Source organism: Enterococcus sp. DIV0213h (assembly GCF_051711285.1).
GTDB classification, from domain to species: Bacteria; Bacillota; Bacilli; order Lactobacillales; family Enterococcaceae; genus Enterococcus_D; species Enterococcus_D casseliflavus.
The window spans coordinates 1,539,556-1,559,465 of sequence record NZ_JBIOMH010000001.1 but is presented as its reverse complement, the minus strand read 5'-3'; the positions used below and the strand labels follow the sequence as shown (position 1 = coordinate 1,559,465).

The following is a 19,910-nucleotide window of genomic DNA, read 5'->3' as shown; positions in this document are numbered from 1 at the left end:
AAAATTGCTGTCCATTCGAAAAGGGTACCTCAACTACCGGTACCCTCCCGATCTATTCATCTATTAATTATTGACCGACTTGTTCCGCATACTCTCTTACGATGTCGAAATTGCTGTCTTGTGAAACAACGTATCCTTCATGAGAGTAAATATCAGAGATGATTTGTTTTCCTTCTTCATCTTTTCCGATCGCGATAAAGGCATCTTGGATTTTTTTGTCCCACTCTTCACTCATATCGCTGCGAACACTGATCGTATCGTTCGGAATCGGTTCAGTAAAGTACATTGGTTCTACCTCATCCATGATTTCTGGGTAATCATTTTTGACCGTGTTACGGGCATCTTCAAAAACGAACGCCGCATCAACGTCGCCATTCAAGACTGATAAGACCGCTTGGTCATGGCCTTTGACTTGAACAGTCGTCACATCCGTATTGATATCGATGCCTGCTTTTTTCATTTCTGCTACTGGCCAAACATAACCGGCAGAAGAAGTAACATCTTGCGTGGCAATCGTTTTGCCTTTTAAATCTTCCAACTCTTTGATGTCGCTGCCGCTTTTTACGACGATCATTGAACGATAGCTATCAACCAATTCATCCGTTGATTCGCCACCAGGCTGCTTGATGCCATAACGCTGTGCTTGCAATAACACCTTTACATTGCTTTGTTCATTTGCTAAAACATAGGCATTCGGCGGTAAAAAGCCGACATCTACTTGTTTCGAAGCCATTGCTTCGACGATTGTATTGTAGTCAGTGGAAACACTTACTGTGACTGGAATCCCCAATTCATCACTTAACAATTGCTCAAGTGGTTTTGCTTTTGCTTCTAATGTTTCTGCTGCTTGTGATGGAACAAATTGAACGGTCAACTTTTCTGGTACATATCCTGCGTCCTCAGCCGCCGAGTCAGTACTTGCTCCACCTGAGCCACATGCCGCCAGCGTAACTGCTGCCACCAAACCTAAACCAAACATTGCCGTTTTCTTCCAAACTTTCATCACTTTTTCTCCTTTTCATTAAAAAAATCGAACTCATGGAATTCCGAACTTTCCTTTTTGATTATAAAAAACCACCGAATTAAAAACAATCTTTTTCGAATTACGAACGTTTTCTTTTTTGACAATGTTCGTGTTTTGACCGAAATCATTCGTGAGCACATTCTCAATAATCAACGTTTTTCGAAAGTTTCTTTCCATTTGTTCTACTTCCTCAGAGTATCAAATGAATATAAGGTTTGTGTTGTCAACGTGTAAAGATTCTGTTAACAGCAAAAGGAACTTTGTGAACAACAAAGCATGGACATACTCGTCATTCTTACCCCGAGTGCACAAATTTTCTTGAAACGTCTAACCAGAAGATGACCGCACACTTTTTTTTACGAAACAATACAAAAAAAGCAGAGGATTCCCTTAAGAACCTCTGCTTTTGACCTCATTCTCTTACTGTAAAAAGAGTCATTTACCCTTGATCCGTTGGCATCTGCAACAAGAGTACATGCTCGTTCTCAATCATTTCACCCGTCAAAACAAAGCCATTGCGTTCGTAAAGCTTCGTTGCGATCTCGTTGCCATCCACAGCGGAGATCCTTAATTCTTGCGCTTGGATATGGGTTTTGAACCAATCTAACCCAGCAAGAAACGCCTGAGTGCCTAACCCTTGATTTTGGAAATTTTCTGCGATCATAAACCGCTCGATCCACCACGAAGCTTTTGGATAATCCTCATCCGCCTCGTAAAAACTAAATAGGATAAAGCCGACCATTTCCTCACCATTGTATAGGGCAAATGCCTGACGAGGTTCCTCATAGATCGCCTCTAACATTGAGTACCAATTGGGCGCAACAAAGTCTTCTTGCTCCTTCGTTGTCTTCAAATTCATGCACGCACGATAGTTTTCCTTCGTGATTTCTTTTAATTGAATCATTGCTTCTCTCCTTATCTAAGCCATTATAAATAACTATTTCGTTAAAACGGTTTCATCGGTGTATAAAAAAACACCCAGGTTACATTTACGTAATCTGGATGTCATTTTCTTATGCTTCTTGCGCTACTGGATAAACAGATACAATCATATAGCCAGTATTCCACAATCACCCACATTAGTTATAAGCTTATTTATCAATGTTTTGATTGTACCTGAATTGTCCTCCGTCTTCAACAATAATTCAAAAGTATGGTCAAAGTATGGTCATTTTGAAATTCATTTTAGTGTTCTGTTTTTACGGTTGGGAAAATACAGCCAAAACAAGAAGACTCTAAATTGACGACCATTTAATTTAAGGTATCTTTTTATGTCAGAATATTTTAAAATAAGAATTGAGACACTTTATATAAAACAACAGAATCGAAGGAGAAGTTATGAAAAAAACAAGTCATTCTTTTAACAATTCTAATTTTTATCGTTTTTTAAGCGAAAACAAGTATCCTTTTTTACTAATTTTATTCATCTATAGCCTCGTTGCTTCTGTAATCAGTTTGGCAAATTATCCATATATTGATGATATTGGGAGACAATTACAAGGCTATACTGGGTTTTCCGCCCATTACTCACGCTACTTAAGCGAACTATTTGCAGTGTCTATTCAAGGAAGTCGTCATTTAACAGACACCGGGTTGACCTCATCTATTATTTCAGCGAGTATTCTATCCCTGGCCAGCATTCTCGTGCTGTATATTTTTTTTGGTAAGACAAAAATCAAATGGTCAGCTGCAATCAGTTCTGTTTTTATCGGTTTAAATCCTTGGTTTTTGGAGGCATTAAGCTTTCGTTTTGATAGTCCATTTTTAAGCCTAAGTATTCTAGTTGTCGTCCTTCCCTTTTTATTCTGGAAGTCTCCACTGCTGCATTTCTACCTAGCTGGTTCTTTCGGCGTCTTTTTAATGTGCAATTCCTACCAAGCATCATCTGGGATTTTTATTTTGATGACAATGACCTTAGTGATTTTGAATGTCACCAGTCATGCCACATTGAACATGTTGTGGAATAGAATTTTTGTTTCGATGGCTGCCTTTGTTACCGGATTGCTTGTGTACTTCGTTCAAGTAAAGATTTTTCCCCCAATTTTTTCAGAATCGACTGATTTGGGAAATCTGTTCGATATTCCTAAAAATATGCTTACAAATACAGTCAGCTATCTAGGTGTCATCTGGAAGCAGAGTACAAATGTTTGGTTAGTATTATTTATACTGATATTTATATTATTAGGTGCCCTTTTCTTGACTTCCTCAACTAAAGGGAAACTTCCAACCAGCCTTTATTTTGTTCTGTATCTCATTTTAGGAGGCGTTTTAAGTTATGGGGTATACATGGTTTTCCCTATTGCTTACGCAGAAATGCGTCCTAGATATTCTTATGGTTTTGGCGTCTTCATATCCTTTGCGATGATTTTGCTTACACAAAAAGAAACTACACTGAGTTGGTTAAAAATAAAAACACCAATCGCTATGCTACTTTCTTTTTATCTTCTTTCTTTCAGCTTTATTTTTGCTAATTCACTAAAACTGGAAAACGATTATTTTATCAGTCAATCAACTATTCTAGGTTCATCTTTGAATGAGGTTTTGGATAATGAGAATCGTACGGTAAAAATGAATCGCTTCGTTGGTGATGCTCCCGTTTTTCTAAATACCATTGCGAACTATCCGATACTTCCCGCTTTGATTATTTCACAAGCGAATATCTCCTGGGACTATACGATGAGGTTTAATAGCATTACAAATCTGCAGCTGAATTTTGAAGCTTATAATCCTGCTGAGATAACATTTACAAATTCCGAACTGATTGAAGCAAGTCTGCTTTTTAATATTTATAAACGAGAGAATCAGATTTACGTTCAACTTAATTAATCACCTCGCGCTTTTGATGCACGGATAAATCAGTAGCCTCTATGAATTCTTTTGACCACTCAGGCTCATTGCTAAGCAGAAGTTTCATTATTATATTTTGGTCAAGCCTATCTATTTTTAATCTCTCTTCTAAAACAAATCGTCTCCACCTCTTTATGTACAAGCCCGCCTATGTAGTGACCCCAAAAAGTTAGACTTTTATGGAGTGGAGAAATCCACTCCTTTTTTGTACGATAAAATTAACTGTTAGACAGCTGTTTTTACAGCTTCTCGAAACTGAACCGGACTTCGCCAATTTAATTTCTTTTTGATGCGTTTATGGTTGTAATAATAGATATATTGGTCAATTTTTGTTTTCAATTCATCTAAACTCCGATAGACTTCTCCATGAAAAATCTCTTGCTTTAATAAACCAAAGAAGTTTTCCATAGGTGAGTTATCTAAACAATTCCCTTTACGAGACATACTCTGGAAGATTTTATGCTGCTTCAATTTATTCTTATAAGCATTCATTTGATAGGCCCATCCTTGATCTGAATGGAAGGTTCTACGAAATGGACAATCATTTGTCATCTGGATTGCTTCTTCTAATCCTTCCATTATGGCTAGTGCGTTTGGTTTTTCAGAAATCCGATAAGATAGAATTTCACTATTGTAGAAATCCATGAAAGGATCTAAATACAGCTTTTTCTGACGAACGACACCTGTGGTGTCTACTTCATAATACTTAAACTCTGTGGTATCAGTTGTAATTTTTTGGTGACAGATATTTGTATAAAACCGACGATGAATACGATTTTTGGCGACAGTGCCAACCTTCCCACGATAAGAATTGTACCGTCGAGATTTTCGAGTGTAAGACTTTACTTCGATACCTAGTTTTTTTATCAGACGTTGAATCTTCTTTTTATTGACATGAATCCCTTGATTCTCTAATTCTTTTTTTAGTCGCAGACAGCCATAATCTTTATGATCTTTGCGAATTTCAAGCATTTTTTCTTCAATTTCTTGGTCTGGGTTTGGTCTGTCAAACCGTTTCTGCCAATACATATAGGTTGCTTTAGGAAATTTCAATGTTTCAAGAAGCTCAACTAGTTTGAATGATCCTCGGAGGCTGGCGATGATTCGTGCGATTGATTCTTGCGTCTTTGCTGGGCTTCCTGTTTTCGCAGCTTCCTCAACTCTTTTAAAAAGGCATTCTCAATTTGAAGGGATCGGACTTGCTTTTCTAATGCCTTGATACGATCGCGTTCTTCAGTTGTTGTATTTTCTTTTTTGTTTTCTTTTTTTCTAGTCAAAGTAAGTGGTCGCCCTTTCTCTTTTGAGAGCCCCTCAATACCTGCTTCTCTGAAACTACGCATCCAATTGGCAATAAGCGCAGGGTTGTTCATTTCTAAAGTGCTAGCAACTTCTCGGTAGGACATCTCACTTGTTTGATATAACTCTAGCGCATTTAACTTAAATTGAACAGAATATTTCTGATTTTGATGTTTTCTCAATAGACCTTCCTCTCCGTATTCACGATAGGCATTCACCCAATTACTTACTTGAGACTTGCTTGAAATACCGTATTTGTTGGCAAGATACCGATATCCGCCCACGCCACTAAGATATTCTTTAACGATTTTTAGTTTTAATTCAAAAGGATATTTTGCCATACAAATAACGACCCCCAAAAGTTAGATTTTTGGTCTAACTTTTGGGGGTCGCTTCATTAGAAAGTTGTTGTACCATTATATTTTTGAGGCTATTTACGCCTAATTATTATTTTTTAATAAAAAGAGAACATACATTCGCTAGAGGAGCGACAAATTATGGCTATGATAAAACAGTACATGAAGAAAAATGGAGAAAAAGCTTGGTATTTCAAAACTTATCTTGGGATAGATCCTCTCACAAGAAAGAAGAAGTATACGACTAAGAGAGGATTCAAGACCCAAAAAGAGGCAAAACTAGCGCTGTCTCGACTAGAACTAGAAATTGAAACGAACGGCGTTTCAGATAAATCTAGTAGTGCGACATTCAAAGATGTTTACGATTTATGGATTGAGCACTATAAATCCGATGTAAAGGAAGTACATTATCGCGAACCGAACTGCTTTTTGACAAACATATTCTGCCAAAATTTGGTAATTTACCCATCAAAGAAATTACAGTTGCATATTGCCAAAAAGTTGTAACTGAATGGAGTAAAACAGGAACTTCCAAGCAATATCCTTTATTTGTAAACTATATTTCTAAAGTTTTTGAAATGGCGATTAATTTAGAAATTGTTGAAAATAATCCAGTTACCAATGTAATTATCCCTAAAAATAAATCTGCTGAAAAAAAATTAAAAATAAAATACTACACTAAAGCAGAGCTGCAAATATTTTTAAATACGATTAATAAAGAAAAAAATGAATTTTTCAAGATAAGAGATTATGCAACGTTTCGCCTACTTGCATTTAGTGGCTGTCGAATTGGTGAAGTACTTGCTTTAAATTGGAGTGATTTAGATTTTGAAAACAGAGAACTTAATATCTCCAAGACAGTTACCAAAGCAAAAGATTATTATGTATCAGAAAAGCCTAAAACTATGTCGTCAAATAGGAGGATAATATTAGACGAAAAAACTATATATAGTTTAAAGGAATGGAAACTGTTGCAGATGAAATATCTATTTAAATTAGGTTTTAATAAACCATCGTTCATTTTTACTAATGATGAAAATAATTTTACTATTAATCAGGCGGTTACGGAAAGATTTAAAATATATTCGGAACGTGCGGGCCTGCCCAATATAGGGTTGCATGGTTTTAGGCATACTCATGCCAGTTTGTTATTTGAATCAGATGCAAGCATGAAAGAAGTTCAAGAAAGGTTAGGTCACGCTAATATAAAAACAACCATGGATACCTATACTCATATGACAAAAGATAAGAAAATAGAGACTACGAATAAGTTGATAAGTTGGTTAATTATGTCAATTTTTAAAAGTATGGTCAGAAGTATGGTCAAAAAATATAAGAGCAAACAAAAAAACACCCAACCCCTTGAGTACCAAAGGATTGAGCGTTTTAATTATTATGCTTCTTGCGCTACTGGATAAACAGATACTTGTTTTTTGTCGCGGCCTTTACGTTCGAAACGAACAACGCCATCAACTTTTGCAAACAATGTATCATCTCCACCGATACCTACGTTTACCCCTGGGTAAATTTTAGTACCGCGTTGGCGATAAAGGATTGATCCGCCTGAAACGGTTTGACCGTCAGCACGTTTCGCACCTAAACGTTTTGATTGAGAGTCACGTCCGTTAGAAGTAGAACCCCCACCTTTTTTGTGAGCGAAGAATTGCAAATTCATTTTCATCAACATGAGATGCACCTCCTAGTTTTCTTTAGTAGTTTTGATTTGGATATAATCGTTGTACTCTTCTTGAACTGATTGCAAGCCGATCAACAAATTTTCTAAAAGAATTTGTGCGATATTCGACTGCTCTTGGGTTAAACGAGAAGGCAGTGTGACTAATAAGTACCCACCATTTTCGTTATCTGCTTCAACTTTTGGCGCAACGCCAGCCAAAGCATCGATCCCATTGACTGCACTGATCGCTAAAGCGGATGCTGCAGCACAGACGATGTCTTTGCCGTATTCTCCTGCTTGTGCGTGTCCAGCTAGTTCAAAAGAAACAATCCGACCAGAGTCATTTCGTTTGAATGTCCCTTTGATCATATTCGTTACCCTGCTTTTCGTAAGAATTAAGCGTTGATCGCGTCAATAACAACTTTTGTGTAAGGTTGACGGTGACCTTGTTTACGGTGTGAATGTTTTTTAGGTTTGTATTTGAAAGTTACGACTTTCTTTTGTTTGCCGTGTTTTTCAACAGTCCCTTCAACAGTTGCTCCTGCAACGATTGGGGCACCTACTTTTGTTGATTCGCCACCTACTAAGATAACTTCATCAAAAGTAACCTTTTGTCCAGCTTCAACGTCTAATTTTTCAACGTAGATTGCTTGACCCACTTCAACTTTTACTTGTTTCCCACCAGTTTTGATAATTGCGTACATGCTCTACAGCACCTCCTTATAATATACTTAGACTCGCCATCCCAAGTGACTTTCGTACTTACTACTTGTTCTGTGCGGTTGTAGCTGTGGAGTCCACAATTACAACAGATTAACTTTATCAAAATGTTTTCCTAAAGTCAATCACTAATTAAGGAAAAGACAGAATTCTTTTGCTACTAGTCATTTCCTTTTGTGCATTTTTTATTTTCTATTACTATAGAAGAAAGAGCACAAGTGAAACAGAATTGGAGGAGTTTTCATGCAATACCCCAAAGAATTAGCCACTGCCGTTCAACAGGCGTCCCGCAGTTATCCGTTGGAAGGATTTGTTCCCGGTCAAGGACCGCTGCAGCCCAAATTGATGATCGTTGGGGAAGCCCCTGGACGAACCGAAATCGAGAATTTTATTCCTTTTAGCGGACAAGCAGGAAAAGAATTGATGAAATCGTTGGCTTTAGCCGGTTTGACCCGTGAGGATGTCTACATCACCAGCGCTGTTCGCAGTCGCCCATACTCCGTCAAAGAACGGATCAACAAGCGCAGCGGTGCCCATGAGATCGTCCATCCCAATCGGACACCTACCAAAAAAGAAGTCTTGCTACACGCACCGCTGCTTGACTACGAGTTGTCCGTTGTAGATCCGCCTGTCATTGCAACTGTTGGCAATATCGGACTGCAGCGATTATTAGGCAACGCCTATTATATCAAAGATCACCATGGCGAAGTGATCCGTTCCAAAATACAAGAAAGCAATCCAACAAAAGATGGCTATCAATGGTCGGAAAAAGAATATTTGATCGTGCCGATGTATCATCCCGCTGCGATCTTTTACAATCGAACGTTGACTCCGCAAATCGAAGCCGATTGGCGAGGGTTAAGAAACATCCTCTCACAAATACCAGCCGACGAATAACGACCAGTCCCCTAGCCCTACTGCCAATACGCTGGAATCGTCTGCTCATAGGCGGTGATTTTCGCCTCTTCCTGCAACGTGATACTGATCTCATCGAGACCGTGGATCAATTTGTGTTTCCAGGTAGCATCGATTGCAAAGAAATGCTCCTCCCCGGCAACGGTCACACATTGCCTTGGCAAGTCAATGCTGATTTTTTCTGAAGCAGGCAGCGAAGCGATCCTTTGGCGAACAGTCAAAGGCAGCTCGATGGGCAGCAGCCCGTTTTTGGTGGCATTCATATAGAAAATATCACCGAAGCTGCCAGCAATCACGGCTTTAAAGCCGTAATCCAACAGCGCCCATGCCGCGTGCTCTCGAGAAGAGCCAGAACCAAAATTATCACCAGTGACGAGGACTTGAGCGGTCTGATATGCTGGATCATTCAAGATAAATGCTGGATTAGGCTTGCGTTGCGGCAAATAGCGCCAATCGTCAAATAAAAATTCGCCAAAGCCCGTTTTTTCAACGCGTTTCAAATAATTTTTCGGTAGGATTTGATCGGTATCGATATTGTCATTCATCAAAGGCAGCGTCGTACCTTCAAATTGCGTAAAAGCTTCCATTAACCAACACCTCCAACCACTTCTCGTACATCGACAAAGCGCCCATGAATCGCAGCTGCTGCCGCCATCGCTGGACTACAGAGGTGCGTCCGCGCGTTTTTCCCTTGCCGTCCAACAAAATTGCGGTTTGATGTGGAGGCACAGTGGACGCCTTCTGGTACTTTATCAGGATTCATTCCTAAGCACATGGAACAGCCAGGATCCCGCCATTCAAAACCAGCGTCAATAAAGACTTTGTCTAAACCGATCGCTTCCGCTGCTTTACGAACAGGGCGTGAACCAGGAACGATAATACCAGTGACCCCTTCTTTGATGGTCTGGCCTTTCAAAATCGCCGCTGCCTCTTGCAGATCAGACAAACGACCATTGGTACACGATCCAATAAAAATGTATTCAATGGGGATATCAGCAGCTGTCTGTCCAGGTTGCAGCGCCATATATTCATAGGCTTGCTGATCATTGTGATCCCGCACTTCAGGAAACGCTTCGCTGACTGGTACCCCCATTTCTGGATTGGTTCCCCAAGTGATATAGGGTTCTAAGGTTGTTGCGTCTAGGGTGATCAGGGCATCATAGTTAGCATCTTCATCGGTATAAAGGCTTTGCCAATCAGCCACCGCACTGGCAAATGCTTGTGGCGCAAAGCGTCGATCCTTCACATAAGCAAAGGTCGTTTCATCAGGGGCGATCAAGCCCATTTTCGCCCCACCTTCGATCGACATATTGCAAATGGTCATGCGTTCTTCCATCGTCAGGCTACGGATCGTTTCGCCAAAGAATTCTACGGCATAGCCACCACCAAAATCAGTGCCATGGGTCGCGATCAATGCCAAAATAATATCTTTGGCGTACACTCCCGGCTGCAGGTGACCGGTAATCTCAACTCCCATGCGTTTCGGTTTTGTCTGCCAAATCGTCTGTGTCGCAAAGACATGCTCTACTTCACTCGTACCGATCCCAAACGCGATCGCACCGAAAGCACCATGGGTGGCAGTGTGGGAATCCCCGCAAACGATCGTTTTCCCTGGTTGGGTCAAGCCAACTTCTGGGCCAACCATGTGGACGATTCCTTGGTTGGCAGAGCCATTGTCACACAATTCGATCCCAAAATCTCGACAGTTTTTACGTAACGTGTCCATTTGCTTTTTTGCAACCAGATCAGTGATGGTAAAAATATCTTTGGTAGGCACGTTGTGATCCATCGTTGCGAAGGTTTTTTCGGGACAACGGACGGTCCGTCCCGCTTGCCGTAATCCTTCGAAGGCTTGCGGTGTCGTCACTTCATGGATCATATGCAGATCGACATAAAGCAGCTGCGCTTGCCCTTCTTCTCCTGTGATGACATGCCGATCCCATAGTTTATCAAACAGCGTTTTCCCCATAATTGCTCACTCCTAACTGTGCAATAACCGCTTCTGTAAAGGCAGTTGTCGTTGCTGTACCACCTAGATCACGGGTCAAGATCCCCGCATTCATTACCTCGTAACAAGCACTTTCGATGGTATCCGCCAGCTCTTCCTCTTGAAAGGACTCTCTTAGCATCATGACGACAGATAAAATCATGGAAACCGGATTGGCGCAATTTTGCCCAGCGATATCAGGTGCAGAGCCATGAATCGGTTCATATAAAGAAACCCCTTCTGCGCCATGACTTGCGCTGGGCAGCACCCCTAATGACCCTGGCAAAACCGAGGCTTCATCACTTAAAATGTCGCCAAAGAGATTTTCTGTCACGATTACATCAAAGTCTTTGGGATTTTGGATGATTTTCATAGCGGCGGAATCAACATATTGATGAGTCAACTGACAATCTGGGAATTCCTGTGCCGTTTCTTCCGCTAATCGGCGCCAAAGTCGGCTAGTCGCCAACACATTTGCTTTATCGACAGAGAGAACCCGCTTCTTCCGCGTGCGGGCGATCTCAAAAGCTTTACGCAAAATCCGTCGAATCTCTGCTTGATGATAATGATTGATGTCGTAGGCTTCTTCAGTTTTTTCTGCTTTTTCGCCAAAATAAATACCGCCAGTCAACTCACGAACGATGACAAAATCTGTCCCCCGAAGGATCGCTTCTTTAATGGGAGACAAAGCAATCACCGCATCAACTACTTTGATGGGTCGAATATTGGCGTATAGCCCTAACGCTTGACGCAAATTCAAAAGTCCTTTCTCGGGTGTTATCGGTGCGTTTTCCCAAACTGGATCACCAATGGCTCCTAAAAGGATCGCATCCGCCTGCTGGCAAGCTTGTAGTGTTTCTTGCGGCAATGGCTCTCCAGTAAGTGCCAGCGCCGCACCACCAAATGGCCGCTGGTCAAAATGAAAGCGTTGGAGATGGTCTGGACAAGCCGCTTTCAATACCGCAAGCGCACTGGCCATAATTTCTGGTCCGATGCCATCTCCTGCTAAAACCACGATCTTTTTCAAACAAGGACACCTCGATTCTTTAGAGCTGCGCTAGCCTGTACATAGGCTTTGGCTGACGCCTGCAAGACATCAAAGTCTAAGCCGATCCCACTGATTTTTTCATTGGTTTCCTGGCATTCAATAACCACGTGCACTTCCGCTTGCGCATCTTCCCCACTGGTCAAGGCAGTGATCTCATAGTTCAACAACTTCGGCTGCTGCTGGAAAATCTGATCGATCGAGTTGTAGATAGCTTGGATACTGCCGGCACCGATAGCTGATGCCACTTGTTTTTCCTCGTCTTTGATGATAGAAACCACCGCTCCTTGATGGCCATTGGACACGTATTGTAGCTGAACGGCGTCCAACTCACAGCCACCTTCTTGGCTGCGGCCTTGGTCAGCCACCAACGCTAACAAATCTTGTTCGGTCACTTGCTTTTTCTTATCTGCCAACTCTTTGAAGCGTTTAAACAATTCATTGGTTTCTTCTTGGTCAAACTGGTACCCCAGCTGCTGCATTTTATCGACAAACGCATGGCGGCCAGAAAGTTTGCCAAGAGGCAGTGAGTTGGTTTGTACGCCTACCAGTTGCGGGGTAATGATTTCGTAAGTTTCAGGATTTTTCAAGACGCCATCTTGATGAATCCCAGATTCATGAGCATAGGCATTGCCGCCGACGATCGCTTTGTTTTTCGGTACCGTGATCCCAGACAAACGTGCCACCAGATCGCTGGTGCGTTTTGTTTCGTTTAACTTGATGTTGGAGGTAGCCTGATAGAAATCATTGCGAATATGCAACGCCAGCGCCACTTCTTCTAGTGCGGTATTGCCCGCTCGTTCGCCGATCCCGTTGATCGTTCCTTCCACCCGATCAGCACCATTTTCGATAGCTGCCAGCGCATTGGCTGTCGCCATTCCCAAGTCATCATGACAATGGGAAGAAAAAATGATCGGCTGCTCACTCTTGATATTGGCGATCAAATAGGCAAAAAGCGCACCATATTCCGTAGGATTGGTAAACCCTACTGTATCGGGCACATTTATGATCGTCGCGCCGGCATCAATTGCTGTTTGAACCGCCTCAAGCAAGAAGGGCTTATCGGTGCGGGTGGCATCTTCTGGCGAGAATTGGACTTTTTCAAAGCGTTCACGGGCATAAGCCACATGTTCTTTGATGGAAGCGAGTACTTCTGCTTTCGTCATATTCAGCTTGTACTGGCGATGTACCTCACTCGTTGCTAAAAAGACATGGATCTGGGGATCGACGGCTTGATGAAGAGCTTCATAGGCACGATCAATGTCTTTTTTCTGACAACGGGCAAGTCCTGCAACGGTCATTTTCGTCACCGCCCCAGCAATCGCTTGGACTGCTTGAAAGTCTCCTTCTGATGCAATCGGAAAGCCTGCTTCGATCGTATCGATCCCCCATTTTTCTAATTGCAGCGCCAGTTGAACCTTCTCTTTTGTATTGAAGTTGACTCCCGGCGTCTGTTCACCGTCTCTCAATGTGGTGTCAAAAAACTGGATTTTTCTCATCACTATTTCCTCCTTGGCAGTGGTAGGGGCACGCTTGGCGCGACCTCATTCAAACAAATTGAAAAAATGGTATAAAAAAAGCACTCCATAAAGGGTTTCCTTCATGCAATGCGAATAGGACTCTTCAAATGATGCCTTAAAAAGGCGGGTCATAGAAAAAGAGTCCTTACGATAATAATAATAAAAATGCAGCTGTTTGTTTCAATCGTTTATCCATCGTCGTCACCTATCACTTTTTTTATCTTGTTATGAAGATACCAAACAGCAGGTTCCTCTGTCAACACTTTTCCCTGAATTTTCTGAATATTTCGATAAAAAATTCGTTTTCGCCCTGATGATGGGTTGCTTTTCTTCCTTGATGAAAATTTAAGCAGAACCTGACGAGATCTTCACAGGATTTTAACCAAACCTCCACATAACACCGTTATGATAGAAATATCCCAAAAATATTTTTCACCCCTTTATCCTGCCAGTCGTATGACTGGTTTTTTTGTTGTTCCAAAGACTCGAAAAGATTGAACTTAAGGTGAGTTATTCGTATAATAAGGGGCAGCGATAAATGAGGAGGATGAAGATGCGCAACGAAATGATGCATCGTCCAGTAGTCAAACCAGAACTAGTGGCGTTTATGCGTGAAAAACAAAAACAATTACCCGGCGAACTTGGTGAAATCGAGCAAGCCGCTCATGAAAAAGAAGTGCCAATCATCCCACATGAAACTGTGGTCTTTTTGCAGTTTTTATTGGGACAGCTTCAGCCAAAAGAAATCCTTGAGATCGGCACAGCGATCGGTTTTTCTTCAAGCTTGATGGCGCAATGTGTGAAAGAGGTGCATGTCACAACGATCGATCGCTTTGACGTCATGATCCGCAAAGCCAAAGAAACCTATGCTCGCTTAGGAAATGAAGACAAAATCACGCTTTTAGAAGGACAAGCGGCAGATGTCCTGCCTACATTGAGTGGGCCTTATGATTTTATCTTCATGGACAGTGCCAAATCGAAATACATTGAATTTTTGCCAGAATGTCTACGTCTGTTACGCAAAGGTGGCGTGTTGATGGTGGATGACGTGTTCCAAGCTGGAACGATTCTACAACCCATCGAAGACATCCCTCGCAACCAGCGAGCGATCCATCGCAAGTTGAATCTTTTCTTGGATACCGTGATGAACCATCCTCAGCTGACCTCCACCCTCGTCCCTTTAGGAGATGGCGTGATTCTCATTACGAAAGAAGCAGATAGCGTAATCCTTGAGGAACCTGAGAAAGGTTGAGGGCAGCTGCGCTTCCTTTTTTCAAAGAAAAAATAAGAAAAGGGCGAAAAGAGATTGACATTGCTGCGCCCTTTTTCTATAATGTTATTTGTTGCTGATTGATTTCAACAGCTTAGGCGAAGTGAGCATTCGCTGAAAATTATTTGTTCCAGTAGCTCAGCCGGATAGAGCATTCGCCTTCTAAGCGAACGGTCGGGGGTTCGAATCCCTCCTGGAACGTTATTTAACCGTCGAGAACCCTTGTTCTTGGCGGTTTTTGTTTGTTCTTGTGCCAAATGTGTGCCAAATTGATTTAGATTTTTTGCCATAGCAATTTGGTGAATAATCAATAGCCTGTTCCCTTCCTCATCAAAAGAAATCAAACGATCGCTTCCCATCCGCTTCAATCTTCAGCAAATTTCTTTCATTGGCATCATCGTTTCCGTGTTTATTCTATTATTAGCTGTTTGACATCAATGAAGAATCTGCCACAGGTACTTCCAATGCCGCTTTGGCTTGCTTCTTGCATCAAAAATGTTCCCTTGAAAAAGAAGTGTATCGCTTTGAACAAGGCAGCAATTTAGGCGAACCTTCTGAAATCTTTGTCAAACTAGCTACGTCCTCGCGAAAGGAAATCCAACGTGTTTATGTTGGGGGCAGAGGGCATTTTTGCGAGACAGTCACCATCGACACCGATACACTGGCATAATCACAACAATTTAGGCTGATCTTCCATCAGCCTTTTTTCCTCTTCACACATCGTGTTCTTTTTCCATAGCAGCCCATCAGTATCTCGAATACTAGTTTTCTCATAAAAAAAAGAACCCAACTCGGGTTCTTTCCTTCACCTTGATTTTCTATGAAATACCAACAAGTTCTGCTAACAACTCACTGACTTTAGGCAGTGGCTCGTTCTGTAAGGCTGCTACGATTTTTGAACCGATCACTACCCCATCGCACACTTTGGCAAAACGCTGCACGTCTGCGTGGGTCGAGACCCCGAAGCCAGCTAGTACTGGAATCGGACTTTTTTCCGAAATGGCTTGCAAATGCTGATCGAGCTGTTCGTTGTATTGGCGATCTTCTCCAGTGACACCGTTCACTGTCACAGCATAAACGAATCCTTCCGCTTCTTCGATCAGCGTCTGAATTCTGTCTGGAGGACTGGTCAAAGAGACCAGTGTGAGCAGCGCGAGATCCGCCGCATCAAACGTAGGCGTTACTAGCGATCGATGTTCAAAAGGCAAATCTGGAATAATCAACCCTTTCACATTTGTCGTTTTTAACTCATTTGCTAACTGTTCAATCCCATAATGGTAGAATGAATTGGCATACCCCATCAATACCAGTGGAACCTCAGAATGGATCGTTTGCAGCGCAGCAATGATCTTTTTTAAAGTGGTGCCATTGGCTAATGCCTGCATTCCAGCTGCTTGGATGACCGCTCCATCTGCGACTGGGTCTGAAAAGGGCACGCCGATTTCAATGGCGGCTGCGCCATGTGTCGTTAACAGTTCGATTTCTGCTGGCAGGCGTTCCAGTCCGTTGGCACCCGCCATGATATAAGGTACAAACAAAGGCTTGCCTTGTTTTTGGCGCTCTTTTAGTTTCATCGTCAATGTTTTGCTGGTCATTTCGCTTCCCCTTTCCGATCTTTGATTTGTTGAACATCTTTGTCCCCTCGCCCAGACAAACAGATCACTAAGCGTTCTTCTGCTGTCATCGTTGGCGCTAACTTTAAAGCATAGGCAACGGCATGAGCACTTTCCAAAGCGGGAATAATGCCTTCGATTTGAGACAAGAGATAAAAGGCGTCAACAGCTTCTTCATCAGTGACCGCGAAATACTCCGCACGTGCAATTTCCTTCAAATAAGAATGCTCGGGACCGACCCCTGGATAATCCAAACCAGCTGAAATCGAATAGGGTTCAATCACTTGCCCATCATCGTCTTGCAGCAAATGCATTTTGGTACCATGTAAAATACCGATACTGCCTTTCGTCAAAGTCGCCGCATGCTCGGTAGTATCCACGCCTTTTCCAGCTGCTTCAACGCCAATCAAACGAACGGTTTGATCATTGACGAAAGGGTAAAACATTCCCATCGCATTGCTGCCGCCGCCAACACAAGCAACGACTGTCGTTGGCAGTTGTCCTTCTTTTTCTAATAGTTGCCGCCGTGTCTCACTCCCAATCACACTTTGAAAATCTCGAACGATCTCTGGAAAAGGATGCGGACCGAGTACCGAACCCATCACGTAATGAGTGTCCTCGACGGTTGCGACCCAGTAGCGCAGCGCTTCATTGACAGCATCTTTCAATGTCTGATTGCCTGATGTGACTGAAACCACTTTTGCTCCCAACAATTCCATTCGAAAGACGTTTAGTGCTTGCCGCTGAACATCTACCGCGCCCATAAAAATCGTGCATTCCATACCGAACAACGCGGCCGCAGTTGCTGTGGCGACGCCATGCTGCCCAGCACCGGTCTCTGCTACCACTTTCTTTTTCCCCATCCGTTTTGCTAATAAGACTTGGCCAAGTGCATTATTGATTTTATGGGCACCCGTATGATTCAAATCTTCTCGCTTCAGATAAATTTTGGCACCGCCTAAGTGTTGTGACAAGCGCTGGGCATGATAAAGGGGGGTCTCTCTTCCTACATACTCTTGTAAATATTCCTGTAATTCAGCTTGAAAATTTGCGTCCGTTTGTGCTTCACGATAGACAGTTTCCAATTGCTTGACTGCATACATCAATGTCTCTGGCACAAACTGTCCGCCAAAAGAACCATAAAATCCTGTTTTTGTGGGATACTGAGTCATCTTTTTTTCTCCTTTACTAAATGAATAAATTGTTCGATTTTCCGACTGTCTTTCTTGCCCTGGGTTTCAACGCCTGAAGAAACATCGACAGCATAAGGCCTAAAAAGCTGGATCGCCTCTTCTACATTTTCCGCGTGCAACCCGCCAGCAATAAAAAATCGCTCAGACAACGGCAACGGTTCTCTCGCCGCTTTTTGCCAATCAAAGGACTGGCCGTTGCCGCCAGCATAAGGGTGATCTCTTACTGGAGCGTCCAATAAACCAAAATCTGCATCGCAGCTCAGGAAATCTTGCTTTAAAGTTTCTGCTTCTCCATCAAAGGCTTGGATCACTGCGATCTTTTGATGAGCAAAAACGCCCTTCTGAATGGCTGTTTGCAAAGATGGCAGAACCTTTCCATGGAGCTGAATCGCTGTTAGTTGGGCGACTTGAATTGCCGCTTGCACTTCTTCAACACTTGGAGAAACGAAAACCCCGACTTTCCCTACATTTTCGGGTACTTGCTCCGTTATCTTGCGGACTTGGGTCGGATCGATTCTCCGACGGCTTTCGGCAAAAACAAAGCCAAGGTAATCTGCTCCTGCATTGATGGCAGTTTCGACATGCAGGCGTTCGGTGAGTCCGCAAATTTTCACTTTGGTCATCGACGGCTCACCTGCAAATCTGCCGCTGTTTCAGCAATTCGATGGCTTCTCATCAACGTTTCTCCAACGAGGACTCCATGATAAAACGGTGCAAGCTGCAGCACATCTGCGGCAGTTCGAATACCAGATTCACTGATATAAACCGCCTCTGATGGCTGAGGTGCTAAAGCAACACTGATATCCAAGGAAACGTCAAAAGTTTTTAGGTCACGATTGTTGACGCCGATGATTTTGGCACCTAATGCTTGGGCTTGTTGAAATTCAGCCGCATTATGAGTCTCAACGAGTACTTCCAACCCTAGTGCTTCGGCTTCTTGATACAGCGCGACGAAACGGGCTGGCTCTAACGCAGCCACGATCAATAAAACGATACTGGCACCTGCATTCTTGGCGCGAATCAATTGTTTTTTGTCGATAATGAAGTCTTTGCATAGTATAGGCACCGAAACAGCCTTACTGACTGCTTCAAGATCTGCCAGCGAGCCTTTGAAAAATTGCTGGTCGGTCAAAACGGAAATCCCGCTGACACCCGCGGCTTCATAAGCTTGCGCTTGCGTGACTGGGTCGATCGCTTGATTAATGTCTCCTTTTGAAGGTGAAGCTCGCTTGATTTCAGCAATGAGGTGCATCTTTTGTGGTCGTTCCTTGACTTGCTGATAAAATGATGGGCGTTTCGCTACGACCTTTTCGGTTTCTTGTGGCATCGCGGCAACTTCTTTAACTTTTTTCTGGATGATCGTTTCTAAAAAATCCATGATTCTCCTCCTAACAGCTTTCGTAGTTATTGGCTATTTGACTGGCGGATCAACACCTGCAGTTTGTCATAGGCGGCACCCGAAGCGATACACGCCCGTGCCATCGCAAACCCTTCTGCTAGCGTGGTGGCTTTGCCGTTAGCGTAAAAGCCTAACCCTGCATTTAAGACCACCGTTTCTAGATAAACGGAGGGTTGATTTTTCAACACCGCAGTTAAGATCGCCGCATTTTGAGCGGCATCCCCGCCGACGATCGCCTCGATCGGCGCTGGCGTAAAGCCGTACGCTTGTGGATCCAAAGAAAAATTGGCTACCTCTCCTCCTTGATAAAAGCTGATCGCAGTTTCACCTGCCAAATTGGCTTCATCCATTCCATTGCATCCATGGATCACCATTGCTCTTTGCCGACCAAGACTGCCTAACGCCTGAGCGGTGTCGGCCAAGCTCTCGCCTGCGTAAGTCCCAATCAGTTGCGTAGTCAACGGAACAGGATTGATCAAGGGGCCTAATAGATTAAAAATCGTTGGCGTCGCTAATTCTTGCCGTATCTTCATCACTGCTTTCATGCCGGGATGCAACGAGGGAGCGAAGAGAAACGCGATGCCGACAGTCGTTAATAGCTCAGCGATTTTTTCTGGTGATGCTTGGATCGATACCCCCAAGCAGGCTAAGACATCGGCACTGCCTGAACGACTAGAGATACTGCGATTGCCGTGTTTTGCCATCGTGATTCCCCCAGCTGCTAACACGAAGGCCGCCGTAGTGGAGACATTAAAACTATTGGAGTGATCGCCGCCAGTACCGCAATTGTCCATGGCGTCTCCTCCTTCATAAGGGATCGCAACGGCATGCTCTAACATGATTTCCGCTAAAGCGGTCAATTCGGCGGCTGTGATGCCGTTGATCTTCATCGCAACTAACGCTGCCCCCAATTGACTTTCTGAAAACATCCCGCTTAAAATTCCTTGAGCAAAGTGGCGCATCTCCTGATAACTTAAATGACTGCCATTAAAAAGCTGCTGGGTGATTTGCTGCGGCTGCTGTATTTTGACTGCTTCCATAAATGTTCCT

General features: G+C 43.0%; 19 protein-coding genes, 1 tRNA gene, 2 pseudogenes and 1 other annotated feature. Of the genes and pseudogenes, 6 read left to right on the top strand and 16 right to left on the bottom strand.

What is annotated here, in order from left to right; genetic code table 11:
• Positions 1-67: 67 nt before the first annotated feature.
• Entirely contained in the window at positions 68-1,003 is a 936-nt protein-coding gene (gene phnD / locus IGI77_RS07020; protein ID WP_015509497.1) for a phosphate/phosphite/phosphonate ABC transporter substrate-binding protein, read from the bottom strand.
• A 460-nt stretch (positions 1,004-1,463) separates the two neighbouring features.
• Positions 1,464-1,928, bottom strand: coding sequence for a GNAT family N-acetyltransferase (locus IGI77_RS07015; RefSeq protein ID WP_325815656.1), 465 nt, complete (start codon positions 1,926-1,928; stop codon positions 1,464-1,466).
• A gap of 434 nt (positions 1,929-2,362) precedes the next feature.
• Here IGI77_RS07015 and IGI77_RS07010 point away from each other — a divergent pair, with 434 nt between their 5' ends.
• Positions 2,363-3,850, top strand: a complete 1,488-nt coding sequence (locus IGI77_RS07010; RefSeq protein WP_192416033.1) for a glucosyltransferase domain-containing protein — start codon at positions 2,363-2,365, stop codon at positions 3,848-3,850.
• Positions 3,851-4,096: 246 nt separating this feature from the next.
• Here the strand turns inward: IGI77_RS07010 and IGI77_RS07005 are convergent, their stop codons facing one another.
• Complete coding sequence (locus tag IGI77_RS07005; protein ID WP_238696183.1) at positions 4,097-4,972, bottom strand: IS3 family transposase; 876 nt, start codon at positions 4,970-4,972, stop codon at positions 4,097-4,099.
• Positions 4,942-5,508: a transposase gene (locus tag IGI77_RS07000; protein WP_428214501.1), complete on the bottom strand. Its 567-nt coding sequence runs from the start codon at positions 5,506-5,508 to the stop codon at positions 4,942-4,944. Before IGI77_RS07000 ends, IGI77_RS07005 begins: the two co-directional genes overlap by 31 nt.
• 156 nt (positions 5,509-5,664) lie before the next feature.
• Here IGI77_RS07000 and IGI77_RS06995 point away from each other — a divergent pair.
• Positions 5,665-6,809 (top strand): annotated as a pseudogene (locus IGI77_RS06995) (tyrosine-type recombinase/integrase); the annotation flags it as partial.
• A 107-nt stretch (positions 6,810-6,916) separates the two neighbouring features.
• On the opposite strand, the gene rpmA reads toward IGI77_RS06995, so the two are convergent.
• From rpmA to rplU, 3 genes are read right to left on the bottom strand one after another with little or no spacing between them, the layout of a single operon-like run.
• Positions 6,917-7,210: a 50S ribosomal protein L27 gene (gene rpmA / locus IGI77_RS06990; RefSeq protein ID WP_003126181.1), complete on the bottom strand. Its 294-nt coding sequence runs from the start codon at positions 7,208-7,210 to the stop codon at positions 6,917-6,919.
• Between the two features lie 12 nt (positions 7,211-7,222).
• The gene (locus IGI77_RS06985; RefSeq protein ID WP_005225752.1) at positions 7,223-7,567 is read right to left on the bottom strand and encodes a ribosomal-processing cysteine protease Prp; all 345 of its coding nucleotides are present in this window, start codon (positions 7,565-7,567) and stop codon (positions 7,223-7,225) included.
• 26 nt (positions 7,568-7,593) lie between these two features.
• Positions 7,594-7,902 (bottom strand): 50S ribosomal protein L21, encoded by a 309-nt coding sequence (gene rplU, locus IGI77_RS06980; RefSeq protein WP_005225751.1) that lies wholly within the window; start codon positions 7,900-7,902, stop codon positions 7,594-7,596.
• 19 nt (positions 7,903-7,921) lie between these two features.
• Positions 7,922-7,992: a sequence feature (ribosomal protein L21 leader region), on the bottom strand.
• 169 nt (positions 7,993-8,161) lie between these two features.
• Between rplU and IGI77_RS06975 the strand changes: the two genes are divergently transcribed.
• Entirely contained in the window at positions 8,162-8,815 is a 654-nt protein-coding gene (locus IGI77_RS06975) for a uracil-DNA glycosylase (RefSeq protein WP_010747984.1), read from the top strand.
• 17 nt (positions 8,816-8,832) lie between these two features.
• Here the strand turns inward: IGI77_RS06975 and leuD are convergent, their stop codons facing one another.
• Genes leuD through IGI77_RS06955 form a run of 4 tightly spaced genes read right to left on the bottom strand, consistent with a single transcriptional unit; the run spans position 8,833 to position 13,364 of the window.
• Positions 8,833-9,420, bottom strand: a complete 588-nt coding sequence (gene leuD / locus IGI77_RS06970; protein ID WP_087627315.1) for a 3-isopropylmalate dehydratase small subunit — start codon at positions 9,418-9,420, stop codon at positions 8,833-8,835.
• On the bottom strand, positions 9,420-10,802 hold the full coding sequence (gene leuC, locus IGI77_RS06965) for a 3-isopropylmalate dehydratase large subunit (RefSeq protein WP_438769773.1): 1,383 nt from the start codon (positions 10,800-10,802) through the stop codon (positions 9,420-9,422). Before leuC ends, leuD begins: the two co-directional genes overlap by 1 nt.
• Entirely contained in the window at positions 10,783-11,847 is a 1,065-nt protein-coding gene (gene leuB / locus IGI77_RS06960; RefSeq protein ID WP_438769772.1) for a 3-isopropylmalate dehydrogenase, read from the bottom strand. Before leuB ends, leuC begins: the two co-directional genes overlap by 20 nt.
• The gene (locus tag IGI77_RS06955; protein ID WP_438769771.1) at positions 11,844-13,364 is read right to left on the bottom strand and encodes a 2-isopropylmalate synthase; all 1,521 of its coding nucleotides are present in this window, start codon (positions 13,362-13,364) and stop codon (positions 11,844-11,846) included. Before IGI77_RS06955 ends, leuB begins: the two co-directional genes overlap by 4 nt.
• Positions 13,365-13,938: 574 nt before the next feature.
• On the opposite strand from IGI77_RS06955, the gene IGI77_RS06950 reads away from it, so the two are divergent.
• The 3 genes and pseudogenes from IGI77_RS06950 to IGI77_RS06940 form a co-directional block, all read left to right on the top strand.
• Positions 13,939-14,637: an O-methyltransferase gene (locus tag IGI77_RS06950; protein WP_438769770.1), complete on the top strand. Its 699-nt coding sequence runs from the start codon at positions 13,939-13,941 to the stop codon at positions 14,635-14,637.
• 145 nt (positions 14,638-14,782) lie between these two features.
• Positions 14,783-14,856: transfer RNA gene (locus IGI77_RS06945), tRNA-Arg, on the top strand.
• Positions 14,857-15,079: 223 nt separating this feature from the next.
• Positions 15,080-15,325: pseudogene (locus IGI77_RS06940) on the top strand (PhzF family phenazine biosynthesis protein); the annotation flags it as partial.
• A 148-nt stretch (positions 15,326-15,473) separates the two neighbouring features.
• On the opposite strand, the gene trpA reads toward IGI77_RS06940, so the two are convergent.
• Genes trpA through trpD form a run of 5 tightly spaced genes read right to left on the bottom strand, consistent with a single transcriptional unit; the run spans position 15,474 to position 19,900 of the window.
• Complete coding sequence (gene trpA, locus IGI77_RS06935; protein ID WP_438769769.1) at positions 15,474-16,250, bottom strand: tryptophan synthase subunit alpha; 777 nt, start codon at positions 16,248-16,250, stop codon at positions 15,474-15,476.
• Complete coding sequence (trpB, locus tag IGI77_RS06930) at positions 16,247-17,440, bottom strand: tryptophan synthase subunit beta (protein ID WP_438769768.1); 1,194 nt, start codon at positions 17,438-17,440, stop codon at positions 16,247-16,249. Before trpB ends, trpA begins: the two co-directional genes overlap by 4 nt.
• A complete protein-coding gene (locus tag IGI77_RS06925; protein WP_422704388.1) occupies positions 17,437-18,084 on the bottom strand; it encodes a phosphoribosylanthranilate isomerase in 648 nt (215 codons plus the stop codon). The genes trpB and IGI77_RS06925 overlap by 4 nt, the downstream gene beginning before the upstream one ends.
• Complete coding sequence (gene trpC, locus IGI77_RS06920; RefSeq protein WP_438712901.1) at positions 18,081-18,839, bottom strand: indole-3-glycerol phosphate synthase TrpC; 759 nt, start codon at positions 18,837-18,839, stop codon at positions 18,081-18,083. The genes IGI77_RS06925 and trpC overlap by 4 nt, the downstream gene beginning before the upstream one ends.
• 26 nt (positions 18,840-18,865) lie before the next feature.
• On the bottom strand, positions 18,866-19,900 hold the full coding sequence (trpD, locus tag IGI77_RS06915) for an anthranilate phosphoribosyltransferase (protein ID WP_270787575.1): 1,035 nt from the start codon (positions 19,898-19,900) through the stop codon (positions 18,866-18,868).
• Positions 19,901-19,910 lie beyond the last annotated feature (10 nt).